We start from the raw sequence: 25,292 nt of genomic DNA, 5'->3' as shown, positions 1-25,292 counted from the left end.
CGAGATGGCGTTCCCTGGCGGTAGACCGCGACAGCCTCTCAATAGCGGTATGGCGCGATGTCGACCAGAGGAAACGCGCTGAACACGCTCGGCGGATGAGGTGCGGTCGCCGGATGAAGGTAGGAGGTGTTGAGCTCCGCGAAGGAGGCAAGGCCCAGCAGGCCAAGCGTGCGGATCACCTCATCCTCCAGGAGCTCCAGCATGCGCACAATGCCGTCCTCGCCGGCGGCAGCCAGCGCCCAGCATTGCAGCCGCCCGACCCCGACCAGGTCAGCGCCGCAGGCGATCGCCTTGACGATGTCGGTGCCGCGGCAGAAGCCGCCATCGACCATGATCTTGGCGCGGCCGTTTACGGCAGCGACGATCTCAGGCAGCACATGCATGGCGCCGCGCCCATGATCGAGCTGACGGCCGCCATGGTTGGACACGTAGATCCAATCGACGCCGTGATCGACCGCGATATGGGCGTCCTCCGCGGTTGCGATGCCCTTGATGATCAGCGGCAGCTTGAACTTGTCCTTGATCAGCTTGACGGTGTGCCAGCTCAGCGCCTTCTGGTGGTCGCCGCCCGTGGCGCGCAGCCGGCTCTCGCGCACATAGCGCTTGGCGATGTCGCGCTCGCGCCGGCTGTAATGGGCGGTGTCGACGGTCAGGCAGAACGCCGTGTAGCTGTTGGCGACGGCACGGCTGACATAATCCTCGACGAAGGCGTCATCGCCGCGCACATAGAGCTGGAAGATGCGCAGCGCGTCCGGCGCAGCCTCGGCGGTCCTCTCCAGCCCAGGCTCGGAGACAGAACTCAGCATGTGCGCCGCCCCGAACCGTCCCGCGCCGCGGGCAACCGCGGCCGCGCCGGCGGGATCGAAGATCTCCAGCGCGCCGACAGGGGCCATCACCAGCGGCAGGCGCATCCTGCGCCCGAATCTCTCGACCGAGGCGTCGACCTTGGACACGTCGCGCAGCACACGCGGACGAAACGCGATCTCGTCGAGCGCCATTCGGTTTCGGCGCAGCGTGGTTTCGGTCTCCGCCCCCCCGATGATGTAGTCCCAGGCGTTCTGGTTGAGCTGAATCCGCGCCTTCGTGATGAACTCGTGCAGGTTCTGGAACTTTTCGTCGCTGGCGCCGAGCTCGACATTCCGCCACGCCGCCTCGATCGGAGTTTGTTGATTCATGCCCCAGCCTCCCGGCCCCTGTTCTGATTTGCCGGCAAGCATCGCCGATTGGACCCGCGATGCGCAAGCCATTCCGAACTGGCGGACCACCGCGGCCCGGAGCCTGCTGGCGCGCGCCCCCGGCGTGATTCGCAGCGAGGCTTTGGCTCCGCAAGTTGTGATCGCGCGGTGACCGTAAAAGGCCGGGGTGGGCGGCGGCTCGACCTCCAAGACCGGCGCGCAGGACCGGCGCGAGGGTTGAACATTGCCCGGTGAAAGTCCATCTGGGCGGCAGGCGCAGTGCTGCGTCCGGTGGATCCGGAATCTCGACATGGCGCTGCAATATCGGCCTTGAAGAAACCGGAAATGTGGTGTGAGTTCGTGGTCTGATCACCCCGGCCGGTCGTTTGTAACCTAGGTGATTTGGTCGGCCGACAAACGAGCGCGGGAAGCAAAGACAATGCGGAAGAACTGGCTGTTCCTGGCGGGCACGCTGACCGGTGTCGGACTGACCTTGCTGGTCAGCGGACCCGACGGTGCGCAACTGATCGCACGGGCCAAGGCCGCGGCCGGCATGGCCGACACCTATTCGCAGCTCAACCTGTTCGGCGCGGTGTTCGAGCGCGTTCGTGCCGACTACGTCGAAAAGCCCGATGATCCCGCCCTCATCGAGGGGGCGATCAATGGCATGGTGTCATCGCTCGATCCGCATTCGCGCTACATGAACGACAAGTCCTGGCGCGACATGCAGGAAACGACATCCGGTGAGTTCGGCGGCCTCGGTATCGAGGTCACGATGGAGGATGGGCTCGTCAAGGTGGTCGCTCCGATCGACGATACGCCGGCCTCGAAGGCTGGCATTCTCTCGGGTGACCTGATTGCCAAGATCGATGGCGAAGCGGTCCAGGGGCTGACGCTCGAACAGGCCGTTGCCAAGATGAAGGGCGGCGTCAACACCAAGACCAAGCTCACCATCATGCGCAAGGGCAAGGACGCGCCGCTCGACGTGACGCTGACGCGGGAGATCATCCGTGTCCGCCCGGTGCGTTATCACACCGAGGGCGGCGATATCGGCTATATCCGCATCACCTCGTTCAACGAGCAGACCACCGAGAGCCTGCGCAAGGCGATCACCAGCATCTCGAAGGACATTCCGCAGGACAAGCTCGCCGGCTATGTCGTCGACCTGCGCAACAATCCGGGCGGCCTGCTCGACCAGGCGGTGTCGGTGTCCAGCACGTTCCTGCCGCGTGGCGAAGTGGTGTCGACGCGCGGGCGCAATCCGGAAGAGACGCAGCGCTTCACGGCGCGCGGCGGCGATCTCACCAAGGGCAAGCCGCTGGTGGTTCTGATCAACGGCGGATCGGCCTCGGCCTCGGAGATCGTCGCGGGCGCGCTGCATGATCACAAGCGCGCGACGCTGGTGGGCACGCGGTCATTCGGCAAGGGCTCGGTGCAGACGATCATTCCGCTCGGGGCCGGCAACGGCGCGCTCGCCCTGACCACCGCGCGCTATTACACGCCGTCGGGCCGCTCGATCCAGGCGCAGGGCATCGCGCCCGACATCGAGGTCAAGCAGGACGTGCCGGATGATCTGAAGGATCGCACCGACATCAAGGGCGAAGCGTCGATGCGCGGGCATCTCTCGGCGGCCGACGGCACCGAGCAGACAGGTTCGCAATCCTACGTTCCGCCGGATGAGAAGGACGACAAGGCGCTGCACGCGGCCTTCAACGTGCTGCGCGGCGTCACAGTGAATGCCGACGTTCGCGCCAAGGCAGCGGTGCCGAATTGATCTGACCGGTGTTTCGGAGGGCTGCGCGGCTGCCCTATCGGCGGCCAGATGCTCACACCCGACGGGGCGGCTATGAAGCCGTCCCGCCGTGGTTTTCGACCAGCGTGTACAGGCGGACACGGAGTATGTCCGTCTGTTTCAGATAGATCATGGCACCGAGCGGGATGGCAAGCGGCCGGCGTTTCGATCGGTCGACAGGGTTTGAATTTGGCTTGCGGAAAACGCTCAAATTGCAACGGTATTTATCGGTTCGGAACTGGCCGCGGTCACGCGGCATCGGAACGCGGCCGCCGGCGCTTGGTGCTATCGGCGCGGCTAGGGGGACGCTGCGCCTTGAATAGGCTCCGTACGTCGGCCGCGGGCTTCGGCGGGCTGAACAGATAGCCCTGCATCTCCGAGCAGCCGAGCCGCTTCAGCACCTGACGCTGCGCCTCGGTCTCGACGCCTTCCGCTGTTGTCGACATCTTGCGGATCGCGGCGATGTTGACCACGGCCTGGACGATGCTCGCCGAGCCTTCGGACTCGGTGATATCCTTGACGAAGCAGCGGTCGATCTTGATCTTGTCGAACGGGATCCGCTGCAGATAGCTCAGGCTGGAATAGCCGGTGCCGAAATCGTCGAGCGCAATGCGCACGCCGAGCGCGCGCAGCTGGTGCAGGGTGTCGAGCGCATCATCGTCGCGGATCAGCACGGCCTCGGTGATTTCGAGCTCCAGCCGGTGTGGTGACAGGCCCGACGTTGCCAGTGCATGGGCGACCTTGAGCGCCAGGGTTCCGCTCTTGAACTGCACCGGCGAAACGTTGACGGCGAGCCGGATGTCGTCCGGCCAGGTCGCGGCCTCGGCGCAGGCGAGGTGGAGAACGCGTTCGCCGAGCTGGTTGATGAGTCCGGTGTCCTCGGCAATCGGAATGAACTCGGCGGGCGAGACGTTGCCGCGCACCGGATGTTTCCAGCGCACCAGCGCCTCGCAGCCGACGATACGGTCATCCTGCAGGCTCACGCAGGGCTGATAGTAGACTTCGAGCTGATCGTCGACCATCGCCTGGCGCAGGTCGACCTCGAGCTGATGGCGGGCCTTGACCTGCGCATCCATCTCCGGCTCGAAGAAGCGCCAGGTGCGGCGGCCCGCGCCCTTGGCGGCGTACATCGCCAGATCGGCGTTCTTCATGATCTGGTCGAGCTCGGTGCCGTGTTCCGGGATCAGCGCGACGCCGATCGAGGCGTCGGCCGTGAGTTGATGGCCGAGACAATCGCGCGGCGCGCGGATCGCGGCGAGAATGTCCTCGATCAGTTGCTCGACATCGCCGCGGTTGCGGATCCCCGTCTGGACGACCGCGAATTCGTCGCCGCCGAGCCGGGCGACGAAGCCGGCCTCGCCGACGCAGGTGCTCAGGCTGGCGGCGACCGACTTCAGGAGCTCGTCGCCGATCAGGTGGCCGAGTGAATCGTTGACGCCCTTGAACTCGTCGATGTCGATGTAATGCAGCGCGAGCCGCTGTCCCGCGGAGACGTGGATCAGCTCCTGCTTCAGCCTCTCGTGGAAAAGGGTCCGGTTTGGCAGCTCCGTCAGCGCATCATAATGCGCAAGATGGGTGATCCGCTGCTCGGCCTTGCGGCGCTCGGTGATGTCCTCATGGGTGGCGAGCCAGCCGCCGTCGGCGAGCGGTTCGTTGACGATCTCGATGGAGCGGCCGTCCGGCGTCTCGATCAAATGGGACTTCTTGCGCCCGATGTCGCGCAGAATAGTTGCGACATATTCGGCCTCGTCGCCAATGAAGGAGCCGGTGGCCTTGCGGTGCGCGATCAGCTCGCGGAACGTGCAGCCGGGCTTCACGACGTCGGCGGAGAGGCCGTACATCTCGATGTAGCGCTGATTGCTGATGACGAGGCGCTCCGATGCGTCGAACATCAGAAGACCCTGGGTCATGTTGTTGACCGCCTTGTCGAGCCGTTCCTTCTCCAGCGTCAATCGCTGGTTCGATGCTTCGTGGTCGCTGATCAGTCGGCGCACCACCACATAGAGCATCCCGGCGATCAGCAGCACCGACGTGACGCCCACGCCGATCAGGAAACGCATCTGCTCGCGCCAATCGGCGAGCGCCGCCGAGACCGTCGTCGTCGCGGTCACGATCAGCGGATAGCTCGTCAGGCGATGCGATGCGCCGATCCTGTGTTCGCGGTCGACGGGGCTGCTGAAGATGCCGGTCGTATTGCCGTCGCCGGCCAGGATCTGCCGGAAGATCGGCGCATCTTTGTAGTTCTGGTTCAGCATCCCCTCGTGGCGGGGGTGCCGCGCCAGCAATGTCCCATCGCGATGCATCATCGAGATCGCGGCTTCAGGCCCGAGGGCGACGGACGCGAAGAAGCGCTCGACATTGACGGGCTCGAGACTGCGGGCGATGACGCCGAGGAACTCGCCGTTGGGCGCGGTCAGCTTCAGCGCGATGACGGCGACATGCGTGCCAGTGACCCGGCTCACGACCGGTTCGATCAGCAGTTGCGGCGATGCGGGATCGAACTTCAGCCGCTGGAAATAACCGCGATCGGCGACATTGATCGCCGGCACCGGCCATGACGTTGCGGAATTGATCAGGTTGCCTTCGGAATCGAAGATGCTGACGCCGCCGACATAGGACACCGCGCTCAGCTTGCTTTGCAGCATGGCGTTGACGGGCGCGCTCCCCATCTGCTCTCTGAAGCGGGCGGCCGTGTCGATGTGCCTCTGCCGGACGTAATCGGCGAGGTCGCGCTGGATCGCGCCGAGATCTTCCATCTGCTGGTCGAAATGGCGCGCCAGCAGCAGGACGGTGTTCTCCAATTCGCGCGTTGCGCTGTTCAGCGCACGTTCCCGAAAGCTGTCGGCCATGATGGTGGCGCCGATCGCAATGGCTGCGATCAGTGTCAGACCACCACCGATGAGCCAGCGGATCGGCCCCCCGTGATCGGCCGTGGCTCTGATGGAACTCCCCGAACTGGCGTTTGTCGTCATCGGTCCCGTTACGCTGCAAGGGCGTGAGGGACGGACGTGCAATGTATCCCTCCCACCACCATGGCTACAGGGACCGCCGTGCAGGTCAGGTTAGGAAGTTGAGTTAGCGATGGGTTAATTTACGGTTGTATTCGGCACCCAGGCACCGTCAGGCGCGATAGTGTCCGGACTTGCCGCCGAGTTTCTCGGTCAAGCGAATGCCTTCGATGCGGACGCCGCGCTCGGCAGCCTTGATCATATCATAGATGGTGAGACAGGCGACGGAGACGGCGGTCAGCGCCTCCATCTCGACGCCGGTGGGTCCGGTGACCTTCACGGTCGCGCTCACCAGGCAGCCGGGCAGGGCGGCATCAGGGGTGATGTCGACCGTGACCTTCGAGAGGGCCAGCGGGTGGCACAACGGAATGAGGTCCGAGGTCCGCTTCGCGGCCATGATGCCGGCGATCCGGGCGGTGCCGAGCACGTCGCCCTTCTTGGCGTTGCCGGACATGATCAGCTCCAGCGTCGCGGCGCTCATGACAACGCGGCCCTCGGCGGTCGCGGTCCGCTCCGTCGCGGGCTTGTCCGAGACGTCGACCATGCGGGCTTCGCCGCGGGCATCGATATGGGTGAGGGACGGCTTGTCCGGCGTATCGGCCATGATCACTCGGCCGCGCTTGCGGGGCTGGCGTCGCGCGCCAGCAGCGCGCGCGTCGCGGCGGTCACGTCAGCCTGGCGCATCAGGCTTTCGCCGACCAGGAAGGTCTGGATGTCGACGCGCGCCAGACGGGTGAGATCGGCTGGGGTGAAGATGCCGCTCTCGCCGACGAGCAGACGCTCCTTGGGCACCAGCGGCGCGAGCGCCTCGGAGGTCGCCAGCGTGGTCTCGAAGGTGCGCAGGTTGCGGTTGTTGATGCCGATCATCGGCGAGCGCAGCTTGAGCGCGCGGTCGAGCTCGTCGCGATCATGGATTTCGATCAGCACATCCATGCCGCTGTCGAGCGCCGCGGCCTCGATATCGGCGGCAGCTGCGTCATCCAGCGCCGCCATGATGATCAGGATGCAGTCTGCGCCATGCGCACGCGCCTCGGCCACCTGGTAGGTGTCGAACAAGAAGTCCTTGCGCAACACGGGCAGGGTGGTCGCGGATCGCGCCGCCACCATGAACTCCAGATGCCCCTGGAAGGATGGCGTATCGGTCAGCACAGAGAGGCAGGCGGCGCCGCCGGCCTGATAGGCCCTGGCGAGAACGGGCGGGTCGAAATCGGCGCGGATCAGCCCCTTCGACGGCGACGCCTTCTTCACCTCCGCGATCAGCGCATAGTCGCCGTTCGCATGCTTGTTGCGGATGGCGGCCACAAATCCGCGGGGAGGCGAAGCGTCGCGCGCGCGGGCCTCGAGCTCCGCGAGGGGACAGGCGCGCTTGGCAGCGGCGATCTCCTCGCGCTTATAGGCTTCGATCTTGGCCAGGATATCCGACATGGCGCGCTCCGAAAGATCAGCTGTTGGAGACCGCGATCAGGTGCTTCAGCCGCGCCGCCGCCGCGCCGCTGTCGAGCGCGTCGCGGCCGATTGCAACGCCTTCCGCAAGCGTCTTGGCTCGGCCGGCGACGACCAGCGCCGCCGCCGCATTCAGCAGGGCGACGTCGCGATAGGGGCTCGGCATCCCGTCCAGGACGCTCTGCAGCGCCACGGCATTGGCCGCCGCGTCACCGCCCTTGAGCCCGTCGCTGCCGCACAGGCCAAGCCCGGCCTGCTCGGGGGTGACCTCGAATGTCCTGATCTGACCGTGCTCGAGCGCGGCGACGAAGGTCGGGCCGGTCAACGTGATCTCGTCGAGCCCGTCGGAGCCGTGCACGACCCAGGCCGCCTTCGAGCCGAGATTCTTCAAGACCTGCGCCAGCGGCTCCACCCATTGCCGCGAGAACACACCGACCATCTGGTGTTTGACGCCTGCGGGATTCGACAACGGGCCCAGCAGATTGAAGATGGTGCGGGTCGCGAGCTCGACGCGGGTCGGGCCGACATTCTTCATCGCCGGATGATGCGCCGGCGCGAACATGAAGCCGATGCCGGCCTCCTGGACGCAGCGCCCGACCTGATCGGGCTTGAGATCGATCTTGACGCCGAGCGCGGCGAGCACGTCGGCCGCGCCCGACCGCGAGGACAAAGCGCGATTGCCGTGCTTGGCGACCGGGATCCCGGCGCCCGCGACGATGAAGGCCGCGCAGGTCGAGACGTTGACCGAGCCCGAACCGTCACCGCCGGTGCCGACGATGTCGACTGCGCCGGCGGGCGCATCGACCCGCAGCATCTTGGCCCGCATCACGCTGACCGCGCCGGTGATCTCCTCCACCGTCTCGCCGCGCACGCGCAACGCCATCAGCAGCGCGCCCATCTGCGACGGCGTTGCTTCGCCGGACATCATGCTGTCGAAGGCGGATGCGGCCTCCTCGCGCGACAAGGGCGCGCCGGTCGCGACCTTGCCGATGATGGACTTGAGATCGTTCATCGCCTCACTCAGCCGTCCGTTACTGGTTGTTGCCGCCGCCGACCACCTGTGCGACGGCGGCCTCGTTGATCGTCGTCCCGATGTCCTTCTCGAGCTTCATGACATAGGCCGTGCCTTGCTCGTCGGCCAGCGCCCGTTGCAGCTGGTCCTTCAGCTTCTTAATGTCCTCGGAGGCGAGATCGACCTTCGGCTCGGTGATATCGGTGACGCGAAAGACGATCCATTGCCGGCCACCCTCGGCTTCGGTTTGGCCGACGCCGTCCTTGGCCGTCCGGAACGCGGCGACGATAGCGCCGGCCGGCACGCCGGGCACAGTCGCATCGCGCTTGAACGCGCTGGCGGTTTCGACCTTTACGCCGAGCATGGCCGCCTCATCGGCGAGCTTGCCGCCTTCGTTGAGCTTCTTGACGAGATCGGTGGCCTTGGCGCGCAGCTTGGCCGCGACCTCGTCATCGCGCCATTTGGCGGCGACCTGATCCTTCACCTCGTCGAGGCTGCGGTCGCGCGGCGGGGTAATGCCGAGCACCTCGTACCAGACATAGCCGCCACGGAACGAGATCGGCTCGTTGTCGACGCCGACATCGCTGTTGAAGGCCTGCGCAACGACGTCGAGGCCGAGCGGGATGTTCGGCACCGGCTGGCCGTCGGGCTGCTTGCCGGACCGGTCGACCGCCTCGACCGTGATGGCGTTGAGGCCCAGCTTCTTGGCAGCCTCGGCCACGCTGGCGCCGCCGCCGCGCTCGTCTTCCATCTTGTCGCGAAGATTGGCCACCTGCGACTTGGCGCGGTCGGCAGCGATCTCCTTCTTGATGTCGGTCGCGACGCTCTCATAGGCCGGCTGCTGGCCGGGCTGGATCGCGCTGACCTTGACGAGCGCCACGTTGAACGCTCCCTTGACCGGCTGGCTGACCTCACCGGTCGGCAGCGAGAACGCCATGTCGGCAACGGCAGGGTCGAGGATGGCCGTTTTCGTCACCAGTCCGAGATCGAGGTCGGCGGGGTTGAGGTTGCGCTCCTTGGCGAGCTCGTCGAAGCTGACCTCACCTGAAGCGATGCGCGCGCGCGCCGCCTGCGCCTCCTCCATGGTCGGGAAGGTCATCTGCTGCACCTGGCGCTTCTCCGGCGTGCCCATTTGCGCCTTGCGCTGGTCGAACAGCTTCCTGGCATCCTCATCCGAGACATCGGTCCATTTGCCGATGTCTTCCGGGGTCACCAGAACGAACGAGATCTTGCGATATTCCGGCGCCTTGAACTGCGCCTTGTGCTCATCGAAATAGGAGGCAAGCACCTCCGGCGAGGGCGCATCGATCGGGCCGGCCTGCGCCGCATCGAGCTTGAGATAGTCGATCGAGCGCTGCTCGTTCTGGAAGCGGCTCAGTGCGTCCAGCATCGTGTTCGGCGGCTCGAGGCCAGCCGCGATCGTGCCCGTGATCTGCCGCCGCAGCGAGACCCGGCGCTGGTCCGCCAGATAGCGCTGCTCGGTGAAGCCGAAATTGCGGATGATGGCCTGGAAGCGCTGCGGATCGAAGGCGCCGTTCGGGCCCTTGAAGTTCGGATCGCTGAGAATCACGCGCATCGTCTCGGCATCGGACTGGCCGAGCCCGAGACGGCGCGCGTCCTCGTCAAGCGCTGCTTCTGCGATCGTCTGCTGCAGCACGGTGCGGTCGAGCCCGAACATGCGGGCCTGCTCCTGCGTCAGGGGACGGCCGAGCTGGCGGCCAATCTGCTGCAGCCGATCGGTATAGATCTGCCGGAACTCGTTGATCGAGATCTCAGTCCGGCCCACCGTGGCAGCCGTCGATTGTCCGAAGCCGCGGAAGATATCGGCGATGCCCCAGATGCCGAAACTGACGATCAAAACGCCCATGACCACCGCCATGATGGTCTTGCCGAGCCAGTTTGATGAGGCCTTGCGTAATCCTCGAAGCATGGGTCCAGTCTGTCTGCAGGAAAAAGGATGAAGGGGCCGCGCCTTAGAGCAGAATCCGCGAAAGGGCGTCACCGAGTTGAAACGGCTTATAAAGACGCCGCCGCCGGGTCGCAACCTCGGGCCTGAGGCGGATTGAAGCGGTGGGAAGGCCGGCCGCGCTCTGGTACTGCTCGAACGGCTCTGCTAGCCGATCCCTGTCACCAACGCTTGCTGGAATCCTGCCATGACCGACCACATCCGGCCGCTGATCGCCGGCAACTGGAAAATGAACGGCCTGAAGGCCTCCACCGCCGAGTTCGAGGCGATGCTGGCGGGCGCCGCCGAAGTCACCGGCAAGGCCGATCTCCTGGTGTGTCCGCCGGCAACCTTGCTGGCCGGCTTTGCCGACAAAGCGCGTGGCACGAGGGCTGTGGCCGTCGGCGCGCAGGATTGCCACGCCAAGGCATCGGGGGCCCATACCGGCGACCTTTCAGCCGAGATGCTGGCTGATGCCGGCGCCAGTGCGATCATCGTCGGCCACTCCGAACGTCGCGCCGATCATGGTGAGAGCGATGTTGTGGTGCACCAGAAGACGGAAGCCGTCTGGCGCGCCGGCCTGGTTGCGATCGTCTGCGTCGGCGAGACCCAGCAGCAGCGCGACGCCGGTCAGACCCTGGACATCCTGCGCGGCCAGCTGAACCTCAGCCTGCCGCAAGGCTCCACGGCGGCCAATCTGACCGTGGCCTATGAGCCGGTTTGGGCGATCGGCACCGGCCTGACCCCGACCGCAAAGGATGTCGAGCAAATCCATGCATTTATCAGGACGCTGCTGATCGAGCGCTTCAACGGCGAGGGGGCGCGGATGCGCATCCTCTATGGCGGTTCGGTGAAGCCGTCCAATGCGGCCGAGCTGATGGCGGTCGCGAATGTGAATGGCGCCCTGGTCGGCGGCGCCAGCCTCAAGGCGGCGGATTTTCTCGCAATTGCGAAAGGATGTTGAGCGGCAATCTGCCGAGATTGCGCGAACGCGCCGCATTCACTCCGTTGGCGCGACGCGCTTCCAGTAGATCTTGGTGCCGGTGAGGCCGCCATGCGGCTTCAGGGCATAATCCGGAATGATCCCGGTGAGTTGGAAACCCAGGCCCTCATAGAGCTGCGAGGCACCGCCATCGACGGCGGTGTCGAGGACGAGCATCGAGCGGCCATGCCGGCGGGCGAGGCTTTCGGCGGCCCGCAGCAGCGCGGCGGCGATGCCGCGCTTGCGGTGGCTGACACGCGTCATCATCTTGGCGATCTCGGCGCGGTGGGGCTGGTTCGGTGGCAGCTTCAGCTGCAATGTCACGGTCGCAACCACATCGTCACCGTCGAAGGCGCCGAGAACGATGCGTTCGCCGCGCGCAGCGGCGGCAAGCGAACTCTGCCAGAACTCGTTGGCCTCGTGCTCGGCCAGCGGATGCATGAAGCTGACCGAGCCGCCATGGGCGACGGTTTCGATCAGCATGCCGCTCAAGGCGGCCCGGATCGCGGGGGTGTCGGAAAGCGCTGCGATTCGAATCGGCGGCATTGTCAGCTCCGGGCGAGGGCGACCACATAGACGCAAGGCGCGTCGGTCTCGTTGGCGAAGGTGGTGTCGATCGGCGGCCCGAAGCCGAGGCAGTCGCCCGGCCCGAGCACATGGCGCTCAGTGCCTTCCGTGATCGTCAGTCGCCCGCTCTGCACCCAGACGAGCTGGCGGATATGGATGTAGGAGGAGGCTGGCAGCGTCAGGCTTGCCTTTGCGGGCATCTCGACGGTGACGAGCTCAATCGGGTGGTCCGGCCGCAGGAAGATCTGTCGCCTCAGATAGCCGGTGTCGGGATCGCGCCAGACCGGCCGGTCGTCGGCTCTCGACAGGCGCTCGGCCCGGGCCTCCGCGCGCAACATCAGGCCGGCCAAGGTGAGATCGAAGGCACTCGCCAGCTTGACGAGGATGACGGCGGTGGGGCTGACCTCGGCCCGCTCGATCTTGCTGATCGTCGCCTTGGACACGCCGGACTGGTCGGCAAGGTCGGCCAGCGACCAGCCGCGGCTCTCGCGCTCCAGCAGAATGCGGCGGGCGAGCCTGGTGCTGAAATCGTCTATTAATTGATCCATTCGTCTCTAATAATAGAAATTCTTGATCGAGGCAACAGCCGGCTCAGGGCTGGCTTGGTGCTTGTGAGAAGCGTGCCTGCGATGATCTGCAGGGGTGGCGTTGCCCGGCATGATCGTGTAACACCGCGCAAATTTCCGAATAGCCCGCGAAGCTCTCGCGATCCCGGCCCGCGGTCGGGGCCTGCGAGTGCTTGTGACGGAAGGTCACCATGCAGACTGTCTTTATCGTCATTCATCTCATGATCGTCGCCGTCCTGATCGGCGCGGTGCTGTTGCAGAAGTCCGAAGGCGGTGGCCTCGGCATGGGCGGCGGTGCCGGCTTCATGTCGAGCCGGGGCACGGCGAACCTGCTCACCCGGACCACCGCAGTGCTGGCCGTCGGCTTCTTCGTCACCAGCCTGCTGCTGACCTGGCTGGCAGGCTACGATCGCAAGCCCACCTCGATCCTCGGCAACGTGCCCGGGCAGACCCAGTCAGGCGGGGCCACTCCGGTGGCGCCGACCGGCGGCGGCGTTCTCGACCAGCTCAAGAAGGCGGACGAGCAGCAGAGCCCGGCGGCACCATCGGCGCCGCAGGCCCCGCAATCGCAATAATGCGGGGAAGCCATGCAGCAGGCGGTTGGCCTTTCTGCATGATGAGACGGTCTCAACTCGCTGAGACCATTCATATTTTGACGTAACCCACAGGCCCGCGACCACGTTGCGGGCTGCAGGTGATTCGTTTTGGCGAATCGAGCGCGCGGCATTAAAGGTAGGGTCCCATGGCGCGGTATATCTTCATCACCGGCGGCGTGGTTTCCTCGCTCGGAAAGGGTCTGGCTTCAGCCGCGTTAGGCGCGCTGCTGCAGGCCCGCGGCTACAAGGTCCGGCTTCGCAAGCTCGACCCCTATCTCAACCTCGATCCAGGCACGATGTCGCCGTATCAGCACGGCGAAGTATTCGTGACGGATGACGGCGCCGAGACCGATCTCGATCTCGGCCATTATGAACGTTTCACCGGCCGGCCGGCGACCAAGGCCGACAACATCACCACGGGCCGGATCTACCAGGACATCCTGACCAAGGAACGCCGCGGCGACTATCTCGGCGCGACCATCCAGGTCGTCCCGCACGTCACCAACGCGATCAAGGATTTCGTGCTGTCGGGTAATGACGAGTACGATTTCGTGCTGGTCGAGATCGGCGGCACCGTCGGCGACATCGAGGGCCTGCCGTTCTTCGAGGCGATCCGCCAGCTCAAGAACGAGCTGCCGCGCGACCATGCGATCTACATCCATCTCACGCTGCTGCCCTACATCCCGAGCGCCGGCGAATTGAAGACCAAGCCGACGCAGCATTCGGTGAAGGAACTGCGCTCGATCGGCATCCAGCCGGATATCCTGCTGTGCCGCACGGACCGCGAGATCCCGAAGGAGGAGCGGCGCAAGCTCGGCCTGTTCTGCAACGTTCGCGAAAGCGCCGTCATCGAGGCGCGCGACGTCGACAACATCTACGCCGTGCCGGAGGCCTACCACGCCGCCGGTCTCGATGACGAGGTGCTGGCCGCGTTCGGCATCGAGCCGCGGGTGCCGCCGGCGCTGGCGAGCTGGCACACGATCAATGAGCGCGTCCGCAATCCCGAAGGTGATGTGACGATCGCGATCGTCGGCAAATACACCGGCATGAAGGACGCCTACAAATCGCTGATCGAGGCGCTGTCGCATGGCGGCATTGCCAACAAGGTGCGCGTCAAGCTCGACTGGATCGAGAGCGAGGTGTTCGAGAACGAAGACCCGGCGCCGTTCCTGGAGCACGTCAACGGCATCCTGGTCCCCGGCGGCTTCGGCCAGCGCGGCGCCGAGGGCAAGATCCGCGCGGCGCAGTTCGCACGCGAACGCGACGTGCCGTATTTCGGCATCTGCTTCGGCATGCAGATGGCGGTGATCGAGGCCGCGCGCAATCTGGTCGGAATCACCGAGGCGAATTCGACCGAGTTCGGTCCGACCAAGGAGCCGCTGGTCGGCCTGATGACCGAATGGCTGCGCGGCAACGAGCTGGAGCGGCGCTCGCAGAGCGGCGATCTTGGCGGCACGATGCGGCTCGGCGCCTATCCGGCGATGCTCAAGCGCGGCAGCCGCGTCTCCGAGGTCTATGGCGGCGCCACCGAGATCTCCGAGCGCCATCGCCACCGCTACGAGGTCAACACCGCCTACAAGGATCGGCTCGAGCAGCACGGCCTGAAATTCTCCGGCCTGTCGCCGGACGGCGTGCTGCCGGAGATCGTGGAATATGCTGATCATCCCTGGTTCATCGGCGTCCAGTTCCACCCCGAGCTGAAGTCGCGGCCGTTCGAGCCGCATCCGCTGTTCGCGTCGTTCATTCAGGCGGCGGTGGTGCAGTCGCGGCTGGTGTGACGAGCCTGCCTCGAGCGTCATTGCGAGGAGCGCCAGCGACGAAGCAATCCAGAGTCCCGCCCGCGACTCTGGATTGCTTCGCTCCGCGCTCCGCTCGCAATGACGGCCGGGGCGCGCAACGCGGCCTTTGACGGCCGCGGCGATTGTTGCGACAACGCTTCCTGATCTTCGACAACGACATCAGGGAGGACCTCCAATGATCTATGAAAGCCGCGTCTATCGCTGCGTGCCTGGGCGCCTGCCGGCGCTGCTCAAGCGGTTCGAGACGATCACGCTCAAGATGTTCGAGAAGCACGGCATCAGGCCGGCGGGGTTCTTCACGACGTTGATCGGCGAATCGAACCAGGAGCTGACCTATTATCTGGCCTGGGAATCGCTCGCCGAGCGCGAGACCAAGTGGACGGCGTTCCAGACCGACCCCGAATGGATCGAGGCCCGCGCCAAGACCGAGGCCGACGGGCAGATCGTCGCCAACATCGTCAGCCAGATCCTGGTGCCGACCGCGTTCTCGACCGTGAAGTGACGGTATCGGTCGGAGCGTGCTGCGATCGGGCAGGAGACGGTCGCGGCGCAACCCTGCGATGCGCCGGTGCGAATGCCTTGATCCTCCGGACAATGCTGGGCATGGTCCGGCGCAACCCGAGGGGATCGTGACCATGACCACAGCCGCCACTGCCGCTGCCATCGTGACCGCAGGCTCGGTGCGCTTCGGCAACGACCTGCCGCTCGCCGTCATTGCGGGGCCCTGTCAGCTCGAGAGCCGCGGCCACGCGCTCGAGGTCGCCTCGGCGCTGAAGGAGATCGCGACGCGGCTGAATATCGGCCTCGTGTACAAGACCTCGTTCGACAAGGCCAACCGCACCAGCGGCTCCGCCGCGCGCGGGCTTGGCCTTGCGCAGTCGCTGCCGATCTTCGCCGAGATCCGGTCGTCCCTCGGTCTTCCGGTGCTGACCGACATTCACGACGCAAGCCAATGTGCCGAAGTGGCGCAGGCCGTCGACGTCCTGCAGATCCCGGCGTTCCTGTGCCGGCAGACCGACCTGCTGCTCGCGGCGGCTGCGACCGGCAAGGTCGTCAACGTCAAGAAGGGCCAGTTTCTGGCGCCGTGGGACATGGCGAACGTCGTGGCCAAGATCACCGGCGCCGGCAATCCCAACGTGCTCGCGACCGAGCGCGGCGTCTCGTTCGGCTACAACACGCTGATCTCGGACATGCGCTCGCTGCCGATCATGGCGCGCACGACCGGCGCCCCCGTCATCTTCGATGCCACGCATTCGGTGCAGCAGCCGGGCGGGCAGGGGACGTCCTCGGGCGGCCAGCGCGAATTCGTGCCGGTGCTGGCGCGCGCCGCAGTCGCCGTCGGTGTGGCCGGCGTCTTCATCGAGACCCATCCCGATCCGGATCATGCGCCCTCTGACGGGCCGAACATGGTGCCGCTGGCGGAATTCGAAGGTCTGCTGCGCAGGTTGATGGCGTTCGATAAGCTGGCCAAGGCACCGGCGACCGACACGCGCTGATGCACCAGGCCGTCGCCAAGCCCACCGAGCAGCGCTTTCCGCCAGCGGTCAACATCATTGCGCTGGCCGGCTTCTCGGCGGCGCTGTCGACGCGGGCGCTCGACCCCGTGCTGCCGCATGTCGCCGAGGATTTTGCGATCAGCATCGCCACCGCGGCCGGCATCGCCGCCGGCTATGCGCTGATCTATGCCTTGATCCAGCCCGCGATCGGCGCAGCCGCCGACCTGTTCGGCAAAGCGCGGCTGATGACCTTGTGCCTGGCGCTGCTCGGTGTCGCCAGCATCCTGGGCGCGCTCGCCACCTCGTTTCCGCTGCTGTTCGCCACCCGCATTCTCGCCGGCATCGCCTCGGGCGGCGTGTTTCCGGTCGCGCTCGGCCTGACCAGCGATCTCGTCGCGCCCGACAAGCGCCAGGTCGCGATCGGCCGCACGCTCGCGGGCTCGATGGCCGGCAACCTGCTCGGCGCCACGGCATCGGGGATCATCGGCGATTTCATCGGCTGGCGCGGCGTGCTCGCCATTCTCGGCGCGCTCGGGCTGATCGCCTCCTTCGCGGTCGCCGCCGGCTTTCGCGGCGCCAGCGTCACGCACACCTCGACCACCGATCTCGCATCGCTGCGCAAGGGCTACCGTACCATCTTCTCCAACCCGAATACGCGGTTCTGCTACTCGGCCGTGTTCGTCGAGGGCTGCTGCGTGTTCGGGCTGTTTCCGTTCATCGCCGCGCTGCTGTTCGATCTCGGCGAGACCTCGCTCTCGATCGCAGGCATCGTCATCGCGGGCTTTGCGGTCGGCGGACTGTTCTACACGGCGACGGTGTCGAACTTCCTGCCGCGGCTCGGCGTCAAGGGCATGATGATCGTGGGCGCGAGCCTCGTCGCCCTGCAGCTCGCCGCGCTCGCCTTCGGTCCCGGCTGGAAGCTGCAATTCGCCTGCATGCTGATGATGGGCTGGGGCTTCTACATGATCCACGGCTGCCTGCAGGTGTTCGCCAGCGAGCTGTCGATCGAGGCGCGCGCCACCGCGATGTCGCTGCACTCGTTCTTCTTCTTCATGGGCCAGACGGTCGGCCCGATCGCCTATGGCTTCGGTCTGGCCCATGGCGGCAAACAATCGACCTTGATCATCGCCGCCATCATGATGGTCGGGCTCGGCTTCGCCTGCGCCGCATTGCTGCGACAGCGGCCGCCGGCGGATGCCAGTGCCTGACAGGCGCCTTCACCCCCGTCCGCGATACGGTGCCACGCCCTGGTCCGGCACCCACAGGCCCTTCGGCAGCTTGCCGGTCTGCCAGAACACGTCGATCGGGATGCCGCCGCGGGGGTACCAATAGCCGCCGATGCGGAGCCATTTCGGCTTGAGCTCGGTGGCCAGGCGCTTGCCGATCGCCACGGTGCAGTCCTCGTGGAACGCGCCATGGTTGCGGAAGCTCGCCAGATAGAGCTTTAGCGACTTGGATTCGACCAGCCATGGGCCCGGCGCATAGTCGATCACCAGATGGGCGAAGTCCGGCTGGCCGGTGACCGGACACAGCGAGGTGAACTCCGGCACCGTGAAGCGGGCCAGATAATCCGTATCCTTCTGCGGATTGGGCACGCGATCGAGCCTGGCCGTCTCCGGACTGTCCGGCGCGGTGACCGGCCGGCCCAGCTGGAGCTCGGGTGATGTCTCGGATTTGATGGATCTTTTTGCCATGTCTCGGGTCACGGATGAGGTTGGGGTGGTCTTATCCAATCGTACCGCTGGCGTCACCCGCTTCGTGACTTGGCGACCTGATCTGGTTGCGACTTGATTTGGTCGCGACTTGGCCTTTTCGGCCTCCCGTCCCTGCGCTAGAAGCGGCGCAGCAAAACCCACCAGAAAAGCCCTCAAGAGGACCCCATGACCGCCATCGTCGATATCATCGGCCGCGAAATCCTTGACAGCCGCGGCAATCCCACGGTCGAGGTCGACGTCGTGCTGGAGGACGGCTCGGTCGGCCGCGCCGCCGTGCCGTCCGGTGCCTCCACCGGCGCCCATGAGGCGGTCGAGCTGCGCGACGGCGACAAGCATCGCTACCTCGGCAAGGGCGTGCTGAAGGCGGTCGAGGCGATCAATGACGAGATCTATGAGGCGCTCAGCGACATGTCGGTCCAGGACCAGGTCCAGATCGACCAGATCCTGATCGAGCTCGACGGCACCCCGAACAAGAGCCGGATCGGCGCCAACGCGATTCTCGGTGTGTCGCTGGCCTGTGCCAAGGCGGCCGCGATCTCCTACGACATGCCGCTGTATCGCTATGTCGGCGGCACCTCGGCCCGCACGTTGCCGGTGCCGATGATGAACATCGTCAATGGCGGCGTCCATGCCGACAACCCGATCGACTTCCAGGAATTCATGATCATGCCGGTGGGCGCGCCGAGCTTCGCCGAAGCGCTGCGCTGCGGCTCGGAGATCTTCCACACCCTGAAGGGCGAGTTGAAGAAGGCCGGCCACAACACCAATGTCGGGGACGAGGGCGGCTTCGCGCCGAACCTGCCGTCGGCCGATGCCGCGCTCGACTTCGTCATGAGCGCGATTGGCAAGGCCGGCTACAATGCGGGCGAGGACGTCATGCTGGCGCTGGACTGCGCCGCCACCGAGTTCTTCAGGGACGGCAAGTATGTCTATGAAGGCGAGAACAAGAGCCGCTCGCGTTCCGAGCAGGCCAGATATCTCGCCGACCTTGTCGCGCGCTACCCGATCGTCTCGATCGAGGACGGCATGTCGGAGGACGACATGGACGGCTGGAAGGAGCTCACCGACCTGATCGGAAGCAAGTGCCAGCTGGTCGGCGACGATCTGTTCGTCACCAACGTCAACCGCCTCGCCGATGGCATCCGCAACGGCCGCGCCAATTCGATCCTGATCAAGGTCAACCAGATCGGCACGCTGACAGAGACGCTGGCGGCGGTCGAGATGGCCTACAAGGCCGGCTACACGGCCGTGATGTCGCATCGCTCGGGCGAGACCGAGGATTCGACGATCGCTGATCTCGCCGTCGCCACCAATTGCGGGCAGATCAAGACCGGCTCGCTGGCGCGTGCCGACCGTACCGCCAAGTACAACCAGCTGCTGCGCATCGAGCAGGAGCTCGACGCGCAGGCGCGCTACGCCGGCCGTTCGGCGCTGAAGGCGCTGGCCTGATCGTTCGCTGAAAACAAGACAACAGGGGAGGCGCGCATGAGTGTCGAGACACAGGGCCTGCAGCTGCGGACATTGATCAAGCGCAGCGGCGAGCTTGAGCTCTCGCTGGTCGACGTGCCGACCCCTGAGCCGGGGCCGGACGAGGTCGTGGTGCGGATCGAGGCGGCGCCGATCAACCCGTCCGATCTCGGCCTCCTCGTTGGCGCGGCCGATCTCTCGACACTCCAGGCGTCGGGCACGAAGGCGCGGCCCGTGATCACTGCCAAGGTGCCGGAGGCGGGGATGCGGGCGATGGCCGGCCGGCTCGACGAATCCTTGCCGATCGGCAATGAGGGGGCCGGCACCGTGGTCAAGACCGGCTCGTCGGAGGCTGCCAAGGCGCTGATGGGCCGCACCGTCGCCGCCATCGGCGGCGCGATGTACAGCCAATATCGCTGCCTCAAGATTTCCGAATGCCTGCCGCTGCCGACGGGCACCACGGCGGCCGAGGGCGCATCCTGCTTCGTCAATCCGCTGACGTCGCTCGGCATGACCGAGACGATGCGGCGCGAGGGCCATACCGCGCTGGTGCACACCGCCGCCGCCTCCAATCTCGGTCAGATGCTCAACAAGATCTGCCTGAAGGACGGCATTCCCCTGGTCAACATCGTGCGCAGCGCAGCCCAGGCTGAGATCCTGCGCGGCATCGGTGCAACATACATCGTCGATTCGACATCGCCGACCTTCATGGACGAGCTGATCGCGGCGCTGGTCGAGACCGGCGCGACCATCGCCTTCGACGCGATCGGCGGCGGCAAGCTCGCCGGCCAGATCCTCAATGCGATGGAAGCCGCGATCAACAAGTCCGGCAAGCATCCCTACAGCCGCTACGGCTCAAGCGTGCACAAGCAGGTCTACATCTATGGCGGCCTGGATACGCGCCCGACTGAGATCACCCGCGGCTTCGGCATGACCTGGAGCGTCGGCGGCTGGCTGCTGTTTCCGTTCCTGATGAAGATCGGCCGGGCGGACACAGAACGGCTGCGCCAGCGCGTCGTCGACGAGCTCAAGACCACCTTCGCCAGCCACTACACGAAGGTCGTGTCATTGACCGAGGCGCTCGATCCGGCCAACCTTGCAGTGTACGCCAAACGGGCAACTGGCGAAAAATTCCTTATCGACCCTCACAAAGATAAGTGACCTAACGTCGCTCCCCGGACGTTGCGGACAGGCTTGCGTTTGGCCTGCGGCCGGAGACAATCCGCGCCGTTTTGTCCGAGGGCGGTGTTGGCCGCTGACAGCACTGAGGAGAGATGTGTCATGACGCAGTTGGATCGCCGTCGATTTCTGGCCGGGGCGGCCCTTGCCGGAGCCGCGAGCGCGTTGCCGCCGTTGGCCGGCCGCGAGGCTCGCGCGGCCGTCGCGCCTGCCGGTGCGCAGGCGCCCGGCTTCTACCGCTACAAGGTCGGCGACTACGAATGTACCTCCGTCAATGACGGCGCGCGCACCTTCCCGATGCCCGACAAGTTCGTGGTCAACACCGCCAAGGACGACGCGCTGGCGGCGGCGGAAAGCGCCTACATGCCGAAGGGCATGGTCACGATTCCCTTCAATCCGCAGCTGATCAATACCGGCTCGAAGCTGGTCCTGATCGATACCGGCAACGGCGCAGGCGCCTTCGAGGCGAGCAAGGGCGCGGTCGGCCGCACCCTGCAGAACCTGGCCGCGGCCGGCGTCGATCCGAAGAGCATCGACGTCGTCGTGCTCTCCCACATGCATGGCGACCACATCAACGGCCTCAGGCTCGCCGATGGCTCGCTGGCGTTCCCGAATGCCGAGCTCAAGGTGCCCTCGGTGGAGTGGGCGTTCTGGAACAGCGACGAGAACGCCGCCAAGGCGCAGTCGGAGCTGATGAAGGGCAATTTCGCCAACTTCAAGAAGGTGTTCGGCGGGCTCGAGAGCAAGGTCACCCAATACGAGTGGGACAAGGAAGTGGCGCCGGGCATCACGGCGCTGGCGACGCCGGGTCATACGCCGGGCCACACCTCGTTCGCCGTCGCCTCGGGCAATGCCAAGGTGTTCATCCAGTCCGACGTCACCAACGTGCCGGAGCTGTTCCTGCGCAATCCCGACTGGCACGTGATGTTCGATACCGATGCGGCGCAGGCGCAAGAGACCCGGCACAAGTTCTACGACATGGTCGCCGCCGAGAAGGCCAAGGTGATCGGCTTCCATTTCTCGTTCCCCTCGGTGGGCTATGTCGAGAAGGACGGCGCCAAGTACCGGCTGATCCCGGCGCCGTGGAATTCGGTTCTCTGATTCAGCCTCTGTGGGTGTCATTGCGAGGAGCGTAGCGACGAAGCAATCCAGAGTCCCAACCGAGCCCTGGATTGCTTCGCTCGCAATGACGCAGGAGAGAGAGTGCCGGGCCGCCTTTGGGCGGCCTGGTCGTTTTTGCATATGCGAAATGTCGGGCTTTCCGCGCTGGCTGCGAACCCCTATGTCGAGCACCTCGGAAATCCCGCAGGATTCGCATGTCGACCGACCTTTCTCCCTCCCGCGCCGATCTCTCCAACTGGCGCACCGCGCCGTTCAGCCGTTGGGCCTTTCACAACATCCGATCGATCCTGCCGGTCGCCGAGATCGAGAGCGCGCCGGGCAGCGCCTGGTCCCTGCCGGCACGTCCGGTCGCGTTCGATGATTTCAGCCTGCGCCTGCCCAAGGGTGGCACGCTCGACCTCGATGGCTTCCTGAAGACGACGGCGACCGACGGACTGTTGATCCTGCAGGACGGCCACATCGTGTTCGAACACTATGACGGCGGCACCGATCGCGACACGCCGCACATTCTGATGTCCGCGACCAAGTCGATCACCGGCTTGATGCTCGGCATCCTTGAGGATCGCGGCGAGATCGACATCGATGCCGAGGTGGCGCGCTACGTGCCGGAGGTCGCGGCCACGGCCTACCAGGGCGCCACGATCCGTGAGCTCATCGACATGCGCGCCGGCATCGTGTTCGACGGCGCCGGGCTGCAGGCCTATGCCGACGCCGCCGGCTGGGAGCCGGTCGCACCGGGCACAACGCCGAACCTGCATGACTTCTTCGCGACGATGCGCGCGCAGGCCAAGCCGCATGGCGGTGCTTTCAGCTACGTCTCGTCCAACACCGATCTGCTCGGCTGGGCGATCGAGCGCGCCACCGGCCGCAGTTTCGCCAGCCTCGTAAGCACCCTGCTGTGGAAGCCGATGGGCGCGAGCGGCGAGGCCTTCATCACGCTCGATCGCAAGGGCGCGCCGCGCTGCACCGGCGGCTTCTGCGCCACCTTGCGGGATTTCGCCCGGCTCGGCCAACTCGTGCTGTCGGCCGGCCGGCGCGGCTCGCATGCGATCATCCCCGAGACCTGGCTCGACGACATCAGGACCAACGGAGACGCGCAGGCCTGGCGCGACGGCCAATGGCGCGACAGCTTCGCAGCCATCAGCCGCAACATGCATTATCGCAGCGGGTGGTACGTCATCAACGATCAGCCACAGCTGACATTCGCGATGGGCATTCACGGCCAGAACCTGTTCGTCGATGCTGCGAACGCAATCGTGATCGCAAAGCTGTCGTCCTGGCCGCAGCCGGTCGAGGGGCCATCGATCTGGCTCACACACCAGGCGGTGGCCGAATTCACCCGCTGCATCATGGCCGCACGGTGATTTGGCCGCGGCGGTGACCCGGCTGGAACATCCGAACGTTTCCCGCGATGAAACGCTGAGTTTCGCGATCGGCTAGTTCATGCACTTGCATGTTGTTGGCTGCGGGCCTTAAGTGCGTCCCATACGTTCCTCTTCAAAGGATGGTCTCATGCCCGCTCCCTATTCGATCGTCGCGCTCGTCGGCAGCCTCCGCAAGGAGAGCTTCACCCTCAAGATCGCGAAGGCGATGGCCAAGCTTGCCCCCGCCAGCCTCAAGATCGAGGTGGCCACGCTCGAAGGCCTGTCGTTCTTCAACCAGGATCTCGAGGCCAACCCGCCCGCGGATTGGCTCGCCTTGCGGGAGAAGCTCAAGGCCTCGAACGGCGTGCTGATCCTGACGCCCGAATATAATCGCTCGATCCCCGGCGTGCTGAAGAACGCCATCGACATCGCCTCGCGTCCGTATGGGCAGAGCTCGTTCCTGGGCAAGCCGGTCGGCCTGATCTCCAATTCGCCGGGCCCGCTCGGGGGCGTCGCCGCGGCCAAGCATCTGCAGAATATCATGCCGGGCATCTCGGGTCCGGTGATGGGCCAGCCTGAGATCTATCTCAACGGCGTCGGCGATGCGTTCGATGGCCAGGGCGAACTGACCAAGGACGCGCTGAAGACGGTGCTGCAGCAATATCTGGACGCATTCGCCGTCTTCGTGGCCAAGCAGAACGGCTGACTTTCATCCTCGCCGCATCAGGCGGGCCATCCGCGTCGAGCAGGGCAGGGCGTTGACGCGCTCTGCCCGATCGGTTTTCAAGGGGAGGCGGCGCCCTGCGCAATGATGCGCACGCCAGGACGCGCCGCAACGAGACGCACCAAGGTCACGCAGCAAGGACGCGCCATGGCTCATGCATTCACCCCTGCCAACTCGTCGAAGCCCGGTCCGAACCAGCCGGAGCTGAATTCGGAGGCGATCTGGCAGGCGCGCGTCAACCTCGCGGCCTGTTTTCGCATGGCGGCGCGGTACGGCCTGGAGGAGGGCATCTGCAACCACTTCTCGGCGCTGGTGCCCGGCTACGATGACCTCTTCATCGTCAATCCCTACGGCTACGCCTTTCGCGAGCTGACGGCATCGCAGCTGCTGGTGTGCGATTTCGACGGCAACGTCATCGCCGGCGACGGCCGCCCGGAAGCCACCGCCTTCTACATTCATGCCCGCATCCACAAGGCGCTGCCGCGCGCCAAGGTCGCCTTCCACACGCACATGCCCTATGCAACGGCGCTGTCGATGACGGAAGGCCAGCCGCTGATCTTTGCCGGACAGACCGCGTTGAAATTCTACGGCCGCACCGCCGTCGACGAGAACTACAACGGGTTGGCGCTCAACAACAGCGAGGGCGACCGCATCGCCGCCGCGATCGGCGACGCCGACATCGTGTTCATGAAGCATCATGGCGTGATGGTGCTGGCGCCGACCATCGCGGAAGCCTGGGACGATCTGTACTATCTCGAGCGCGCCTGCCAGGTGCAGTGCCTGGCGCTGTCGACCGGGCGGACGGTCGTGCCGGTCGCCCCCGAGATTGCCGAAGCGACCTACCGGCAGATGCGGGACGGCGATACGGAATCGGCGCGGCTGCATCTCGAGGCGATCAAGCGCACGCTGGACGCCGAGGAGCCGGCGTATCGGAGTTGAGCGCCTCGTGGGTTGGGCAGGGTTAGCGATTCCTTAACCGCCGGGCTCGCATTGTCACGCCTATGGTCTCCCGCGCACGCCTGAAATCGTTCCTGACGGGGCTCGCCCTCTATACGATGGCGGCGGCCATCATCGGCTATTTCGGCATCAACGCTTATACGGGGCGCTACGGACTCACCGCGCGCCAGGAACTCGACCAGGAGATCATCTCCCTCACTTCTGAGCTCGTGCGCCTGAAGCAGGAGCGGGCCGAGGGCGAGAGGCGGGTGTCGCTGCTGCGCTCCGACCGGGTCGACCCCGATATGCTCGATGAGCGCGCGCGCTTTCAGCTGGGCTACGCCAACCCCCACGATCTGATCCGGATCAACCGTCCGTAGTGATCGATCCGTCTACGCGGAAGG

23 protein-coding genes are annotated in these 25,292 nt (G+C 65.6%); 14 read left to right on the top strand and 9 right to left on the bottom strand.

Going from position 1 to position 25,292, the window contains the following annotated elements; translation table 11 throughout:
* Positions 1 to 38: 38 nt before the first annotated feature.
* The gene (locus BBTA_RS20970) at positions 39 to 1,175 is read right to left on the bottom strand and encodes an alpha-hydroxy acid oxidase (RefSeq protein ID WP_012044519.1); all 1,137 of its coding nucleotides are present in this window, start codon (positions 1,173 to 1,175) and stop codon (positions 39 to 41) included.
* A gap of 439 nt (positions 1,176 to 1,614) precedes the next feature.
* Here BBTA_RS20970 and BBTA_RS20965 point away from each other — a divergent pair, with 439 nt between their 5' ends.
* Entirely contained in the window at positions 1,615 to 2,949 is a 1,335-nt protein-coding gene (locus tag BBTA_RS20965; RefSeq protein WP_012044518.1) for a S41 family peptidase, read from the top strand.
* 266 nt (positions 2,950 to 3,215) lie between these two features.
* Here BBTA_RS20965 and BBTA_RS20960 read toward each other — a convergent pair whose 3' ends face one another.
* From BBTA_RS20960 to BBTA_RS20940, 5 genes are all read right to left on the bottom strand, one after another.
* The gene (locus tag BBTA_RS20960) at positions 3,216 to 5,939 is read right to left on the bottom strand and encodes an EAL domain-containing protein (RefSeq protein WP_012044517.1); all 2,724 of its coding nucleotides are present in this window, start codon (positions 5,937 to 5,939) and stop codon (positions 3,216 to 3,218) included.
* A gap of 148 nt (positions 5,940 to 6,087) precedes the next feature.
* Positions 6,088 to 6,579, bottom strand: a complete 492-nt coding sequence (gene moaC / locus BBTA_RS20955) for a cyclic pyranopterin monophosphate synthase MoaC (protein WP_012044516.1) — start codon at positions 6,577 to 6,579, stop codon at positions 6,088 to 6,090.
* A 2-nt stretch (positions 6,580 to 6,581) separates the two neighbouring features.
* Complete coding sequence (trpC, locus tag BBTA_RS20950; RefSeq protein ID WP_012044515.1) at positions 6,582 to 7,400, bottom strand: indole-3-glycerol phosphate synthase TrpC; 819 nt, start codon at positions 7,398 to 7,400, stop codon at positions 6,582 to 6,584.
* 16 nt (positions 7,401 to 7,416) lie between these two features.
* Complete coding sequence (gene trpD / locus BBTA_RS20945) at positions 7,417 to 8,430, bottom strand: anthranilate phosphoribosyltransferase (protein ID WP_012044514.1); 1,014 nt, start codon at positions 8,428 to 8,430, stop codon at positions 7,417 to 7,419.
* Between the two features lie 19 nt (positions 8,431 to 8,449).
* On the bottom strand, positions 8,450 to 10,360 hold the full coding sequence (locus BBTA_RS20940) for a peptidylprolyl isomerase (protein ID WP_012044513.1): 1,911 nt from the start codon (positions 10,358 to 10,360) through the stop codon (positions 8,450 to 8,452).
* 223 nt (positions 10,361 to 10,583) lie between these two features.
* On the opposite strand from BBTA_RS20940, the gene tpiA reads away from it, so the two are divergent.
* A complete protein-coding gene (tpiA, locus tag BBTA_RS20935) occupies positions 10,584 to 11,339 on the top strand; it encodes a triose-phosphate isomerase (RefSeq protein ID WP_012044512.1) in 756 nt (251 codons plus the stop codon).
* 36 nt (positions 11,340 to 11,375) lie between these two features.
* Here tpiA and BBTA_RS20930 read toward each other — a convergent pair whose 3' ends face one another.
* Together BBTA_RS20930 and BBTA_RS20925 are read right to left on the bottom strand one after the other, a co-directional pair.
* Positions 11,376 to 11,903 (bottom strand): GNAT family N-acetyltransferase, encoded by a 528-nt coding sequence (locus tag BBTA_RS20930; RefSeq protein WP_012044511.1) that lies wholly within the window; start codon positions 11,901 to 11,903, stop codon positions 11,376 to 11,378.
* Between the two features lie 2 nt (positions 11,904 to 11,905).
* Complete coding sequence (locus BBTA_RS20925; RefSeq protein ID WP_012044510.1) at positions 11,906 to 12,472, bottom strand: XRE family transcriptional regulator; 567 nt, start codon at positions 12,470 to 12,472, stop codon at positions 11,906 to 11,908.
* Between the two features lie 209 nt (positions 12,473 to 12,681).
* On the opposite strand from BBTA_RS20925, the gene secG reads away from it, so the two are divergent.
* From secG to BBTA_RS20900, 5 genes are all read left to right on the top strand, one after another.
* The gene (gene secG / locus BBTA_RS20920; protein ID WP_012044509.1) at positions 12,682 to 13,065 is read left to right on the top strand and encodes a preprotein translocase subunit SecG; all 384 of its coding nucleotides are present in this window, start codon (positions 12,682 to 12,684) and stop codon (positions 13,063 to 13,065) included.
* Positions 13,066 to 13,232: 167 nt separating this feature from the next.
* On the top strand, positions 13,233 to 14,864 hold the full coding sequence (locus tag BBTA_RS20915; RefSeq protein WP_012044508.1) for a CTP synthase: 1,632 nt from the start codon (positions 13,233 to 13,235) through the stop codon (positions 14,862 to 14,864).
* Between the two features lie 196 nt (positions 14,865 to 15,060).
* Positions 15,061 to 15,387, top strand: coding sequence for an NIPSNAP family protein (locus tag BBTA_RS20910; RefSeq protein WP_012044507.1), 327 nt, complete (start codon positions 15,061 to 15,063; stop codon positions 15,385 to 15,387).
* Positions 15,388 to 15,520: 133 nt separating this feature from the next.
* Positions 15,521 to 16,381, top strand: coding sequence for a 3-deoxy-8-phosphooctulonate synthase (gene kdsA / locus BBTA_RS20905; RefSeq protein ID WP_012044506.1), 861 nt, complete (start codon positions 15,521 to 15,523; stop codon positions 16,379 to 16,381).
* On the top strand, positions 16,381 to 17,589 hold the full coding sequence (locus BBTA_RS20900; RefSeq protein WP_012044505.1) for an MFS transporter: 1,209 nt from the start codon (positions 16,381 to 16,383) through the stop codon (positions 17,587 to 17,589). Before kdsA ends, BBTA_RS20900 begins: the two co-directional genes overlap by 1 nt.
* A gap of 9 nt (positions 17,590 to 17,598) precedes the next feature.
* On the opposite strand, the gene queF is transcribed toward BBTA_RS20900, so the two are convergent.
* Complete coding sequence (queF, locus tag BBTA_RS20895; RefSeq protein ID WP_012044504.1) at positions 17,599 to 18,075, bottom strand: preQ(1) synthase; 477 nt, start codon at positions 18,073 to 18,075, stop codon at positions 17,599 to 17,601.
* 186 nt (positions 18,076 to 18,261) lie between these two features.
* Between queF and eno the strand changes: the two genes are divergently transcribed.
* The 7 genes from eno to BBTA_RS20860 all read left to right on the top strand — a co-directional run bounded on the left by eno (position 18,262) and on the right by BBTA_RS20860 (position 25,268).
* Positions 18,262 to 19,545 carry a phosphopyruvate hydratase gene (gene eno, locus BBTA_RS20890; RefSeq protein WP_012044503.1) on the top strand — a complete coding sequence of 428 codons (1,284 nt, stop codon included), beginning with the start codon at positions 18,262 to 18,264 and terminating at the stop codon, positions 19,543 to 19,545.
* A gap of 36 nt (positions 19,546 to 19,581) precedes the next feature.
* The gene (locus BBTA_RS20885) at positions 19,582 to 20,724 is read left to right on the top strand and encodes a zinc-binding dehydrogenase (RefSeq protein ID WP_012044502.1); all 1,143 of its coding nucleotides are present in this window, start codon (positions 19,582 to 19,584) and stop codon (positions 20,722 to 20,724) included.
* A 120-nt stretch (positions 20,725 to 20,844) separates the two neighbouring features.
* Complete coding sequence (locus tag BBTA_RS20880) at positions 20,845 to 21,843, top strand: MBL fold metallo-hydrolase (protein ID WP_012044501.1); 999 nt, start codon at positions 20,845 to 20,847, stop codon at positions 21,841 to 21,843.
* Positions 21,844 to 22,058: 215 nt separating this feature from the next.
* Positions 22,059 to 23,228 carry a serine hydrolase gene (locus tag BBTA_RS20875; protein WP_012044500.1) on the top strand — a complete coding sequence of 390 codons (1,170 nt, stop codon included), beginning with the start codon at positions 22,059 to 22,061 and terminating at the stop codon, positions 23,226 to 23,228.
* A 148-nt stretch (positions 23,229 to 23,376) separates the two neighbouring features.
* A complete protein-coding gene (locus BBTA_RS20870) occupies positions 23,377 to 23,934 on the top strand; it encodes an NADPH-dependent FMN reductase (RefSeq protein WP_012044499.1) in 558 nt (185 codons plus the stop codon).
* Between the two features lie 165 nt (positions 23,935 to 24,099).
* Entirely contained in the window at positions 24,100 to 24,891 is a 792-nt protein-coding gene (locus BBTA_RS20865; protein WP_012044498.1) for an aldolase, read from the top strand.
* Between the two features lie 62 nt (positions 24,892 to 24,953).
* Positions 24,954 to 25,268, top strand: a complete 315-nt coding sequence (locus BBTA_RS20860) for a septum formation initiator family protein (RefSeq protein ID WP_012044497.1) — start codon at positions 24,954 to 24,956, stop codon at positions 25,266 to 25,268.
* The last annotated feature ends 24 nt before the right edge of the window (positions 25,269 to 25,292 follow it).

It is taken from the genome of Bradyrhizobium sp. BTAi1 (genome assembly GCF_000015165.1).
In the GTDB taxonomy this organism is placed as follows: domain Bacteria; phylum Pseudomonadota; class Alphaproteobacteria; order Rhizobiales; family Xanthobacteraceae; genus Bradyrhizobium; species Bradyrhizobium denitrificans.
This window is presented reverse-complemented; position numbering and strand designations above follow the sequence as displayed.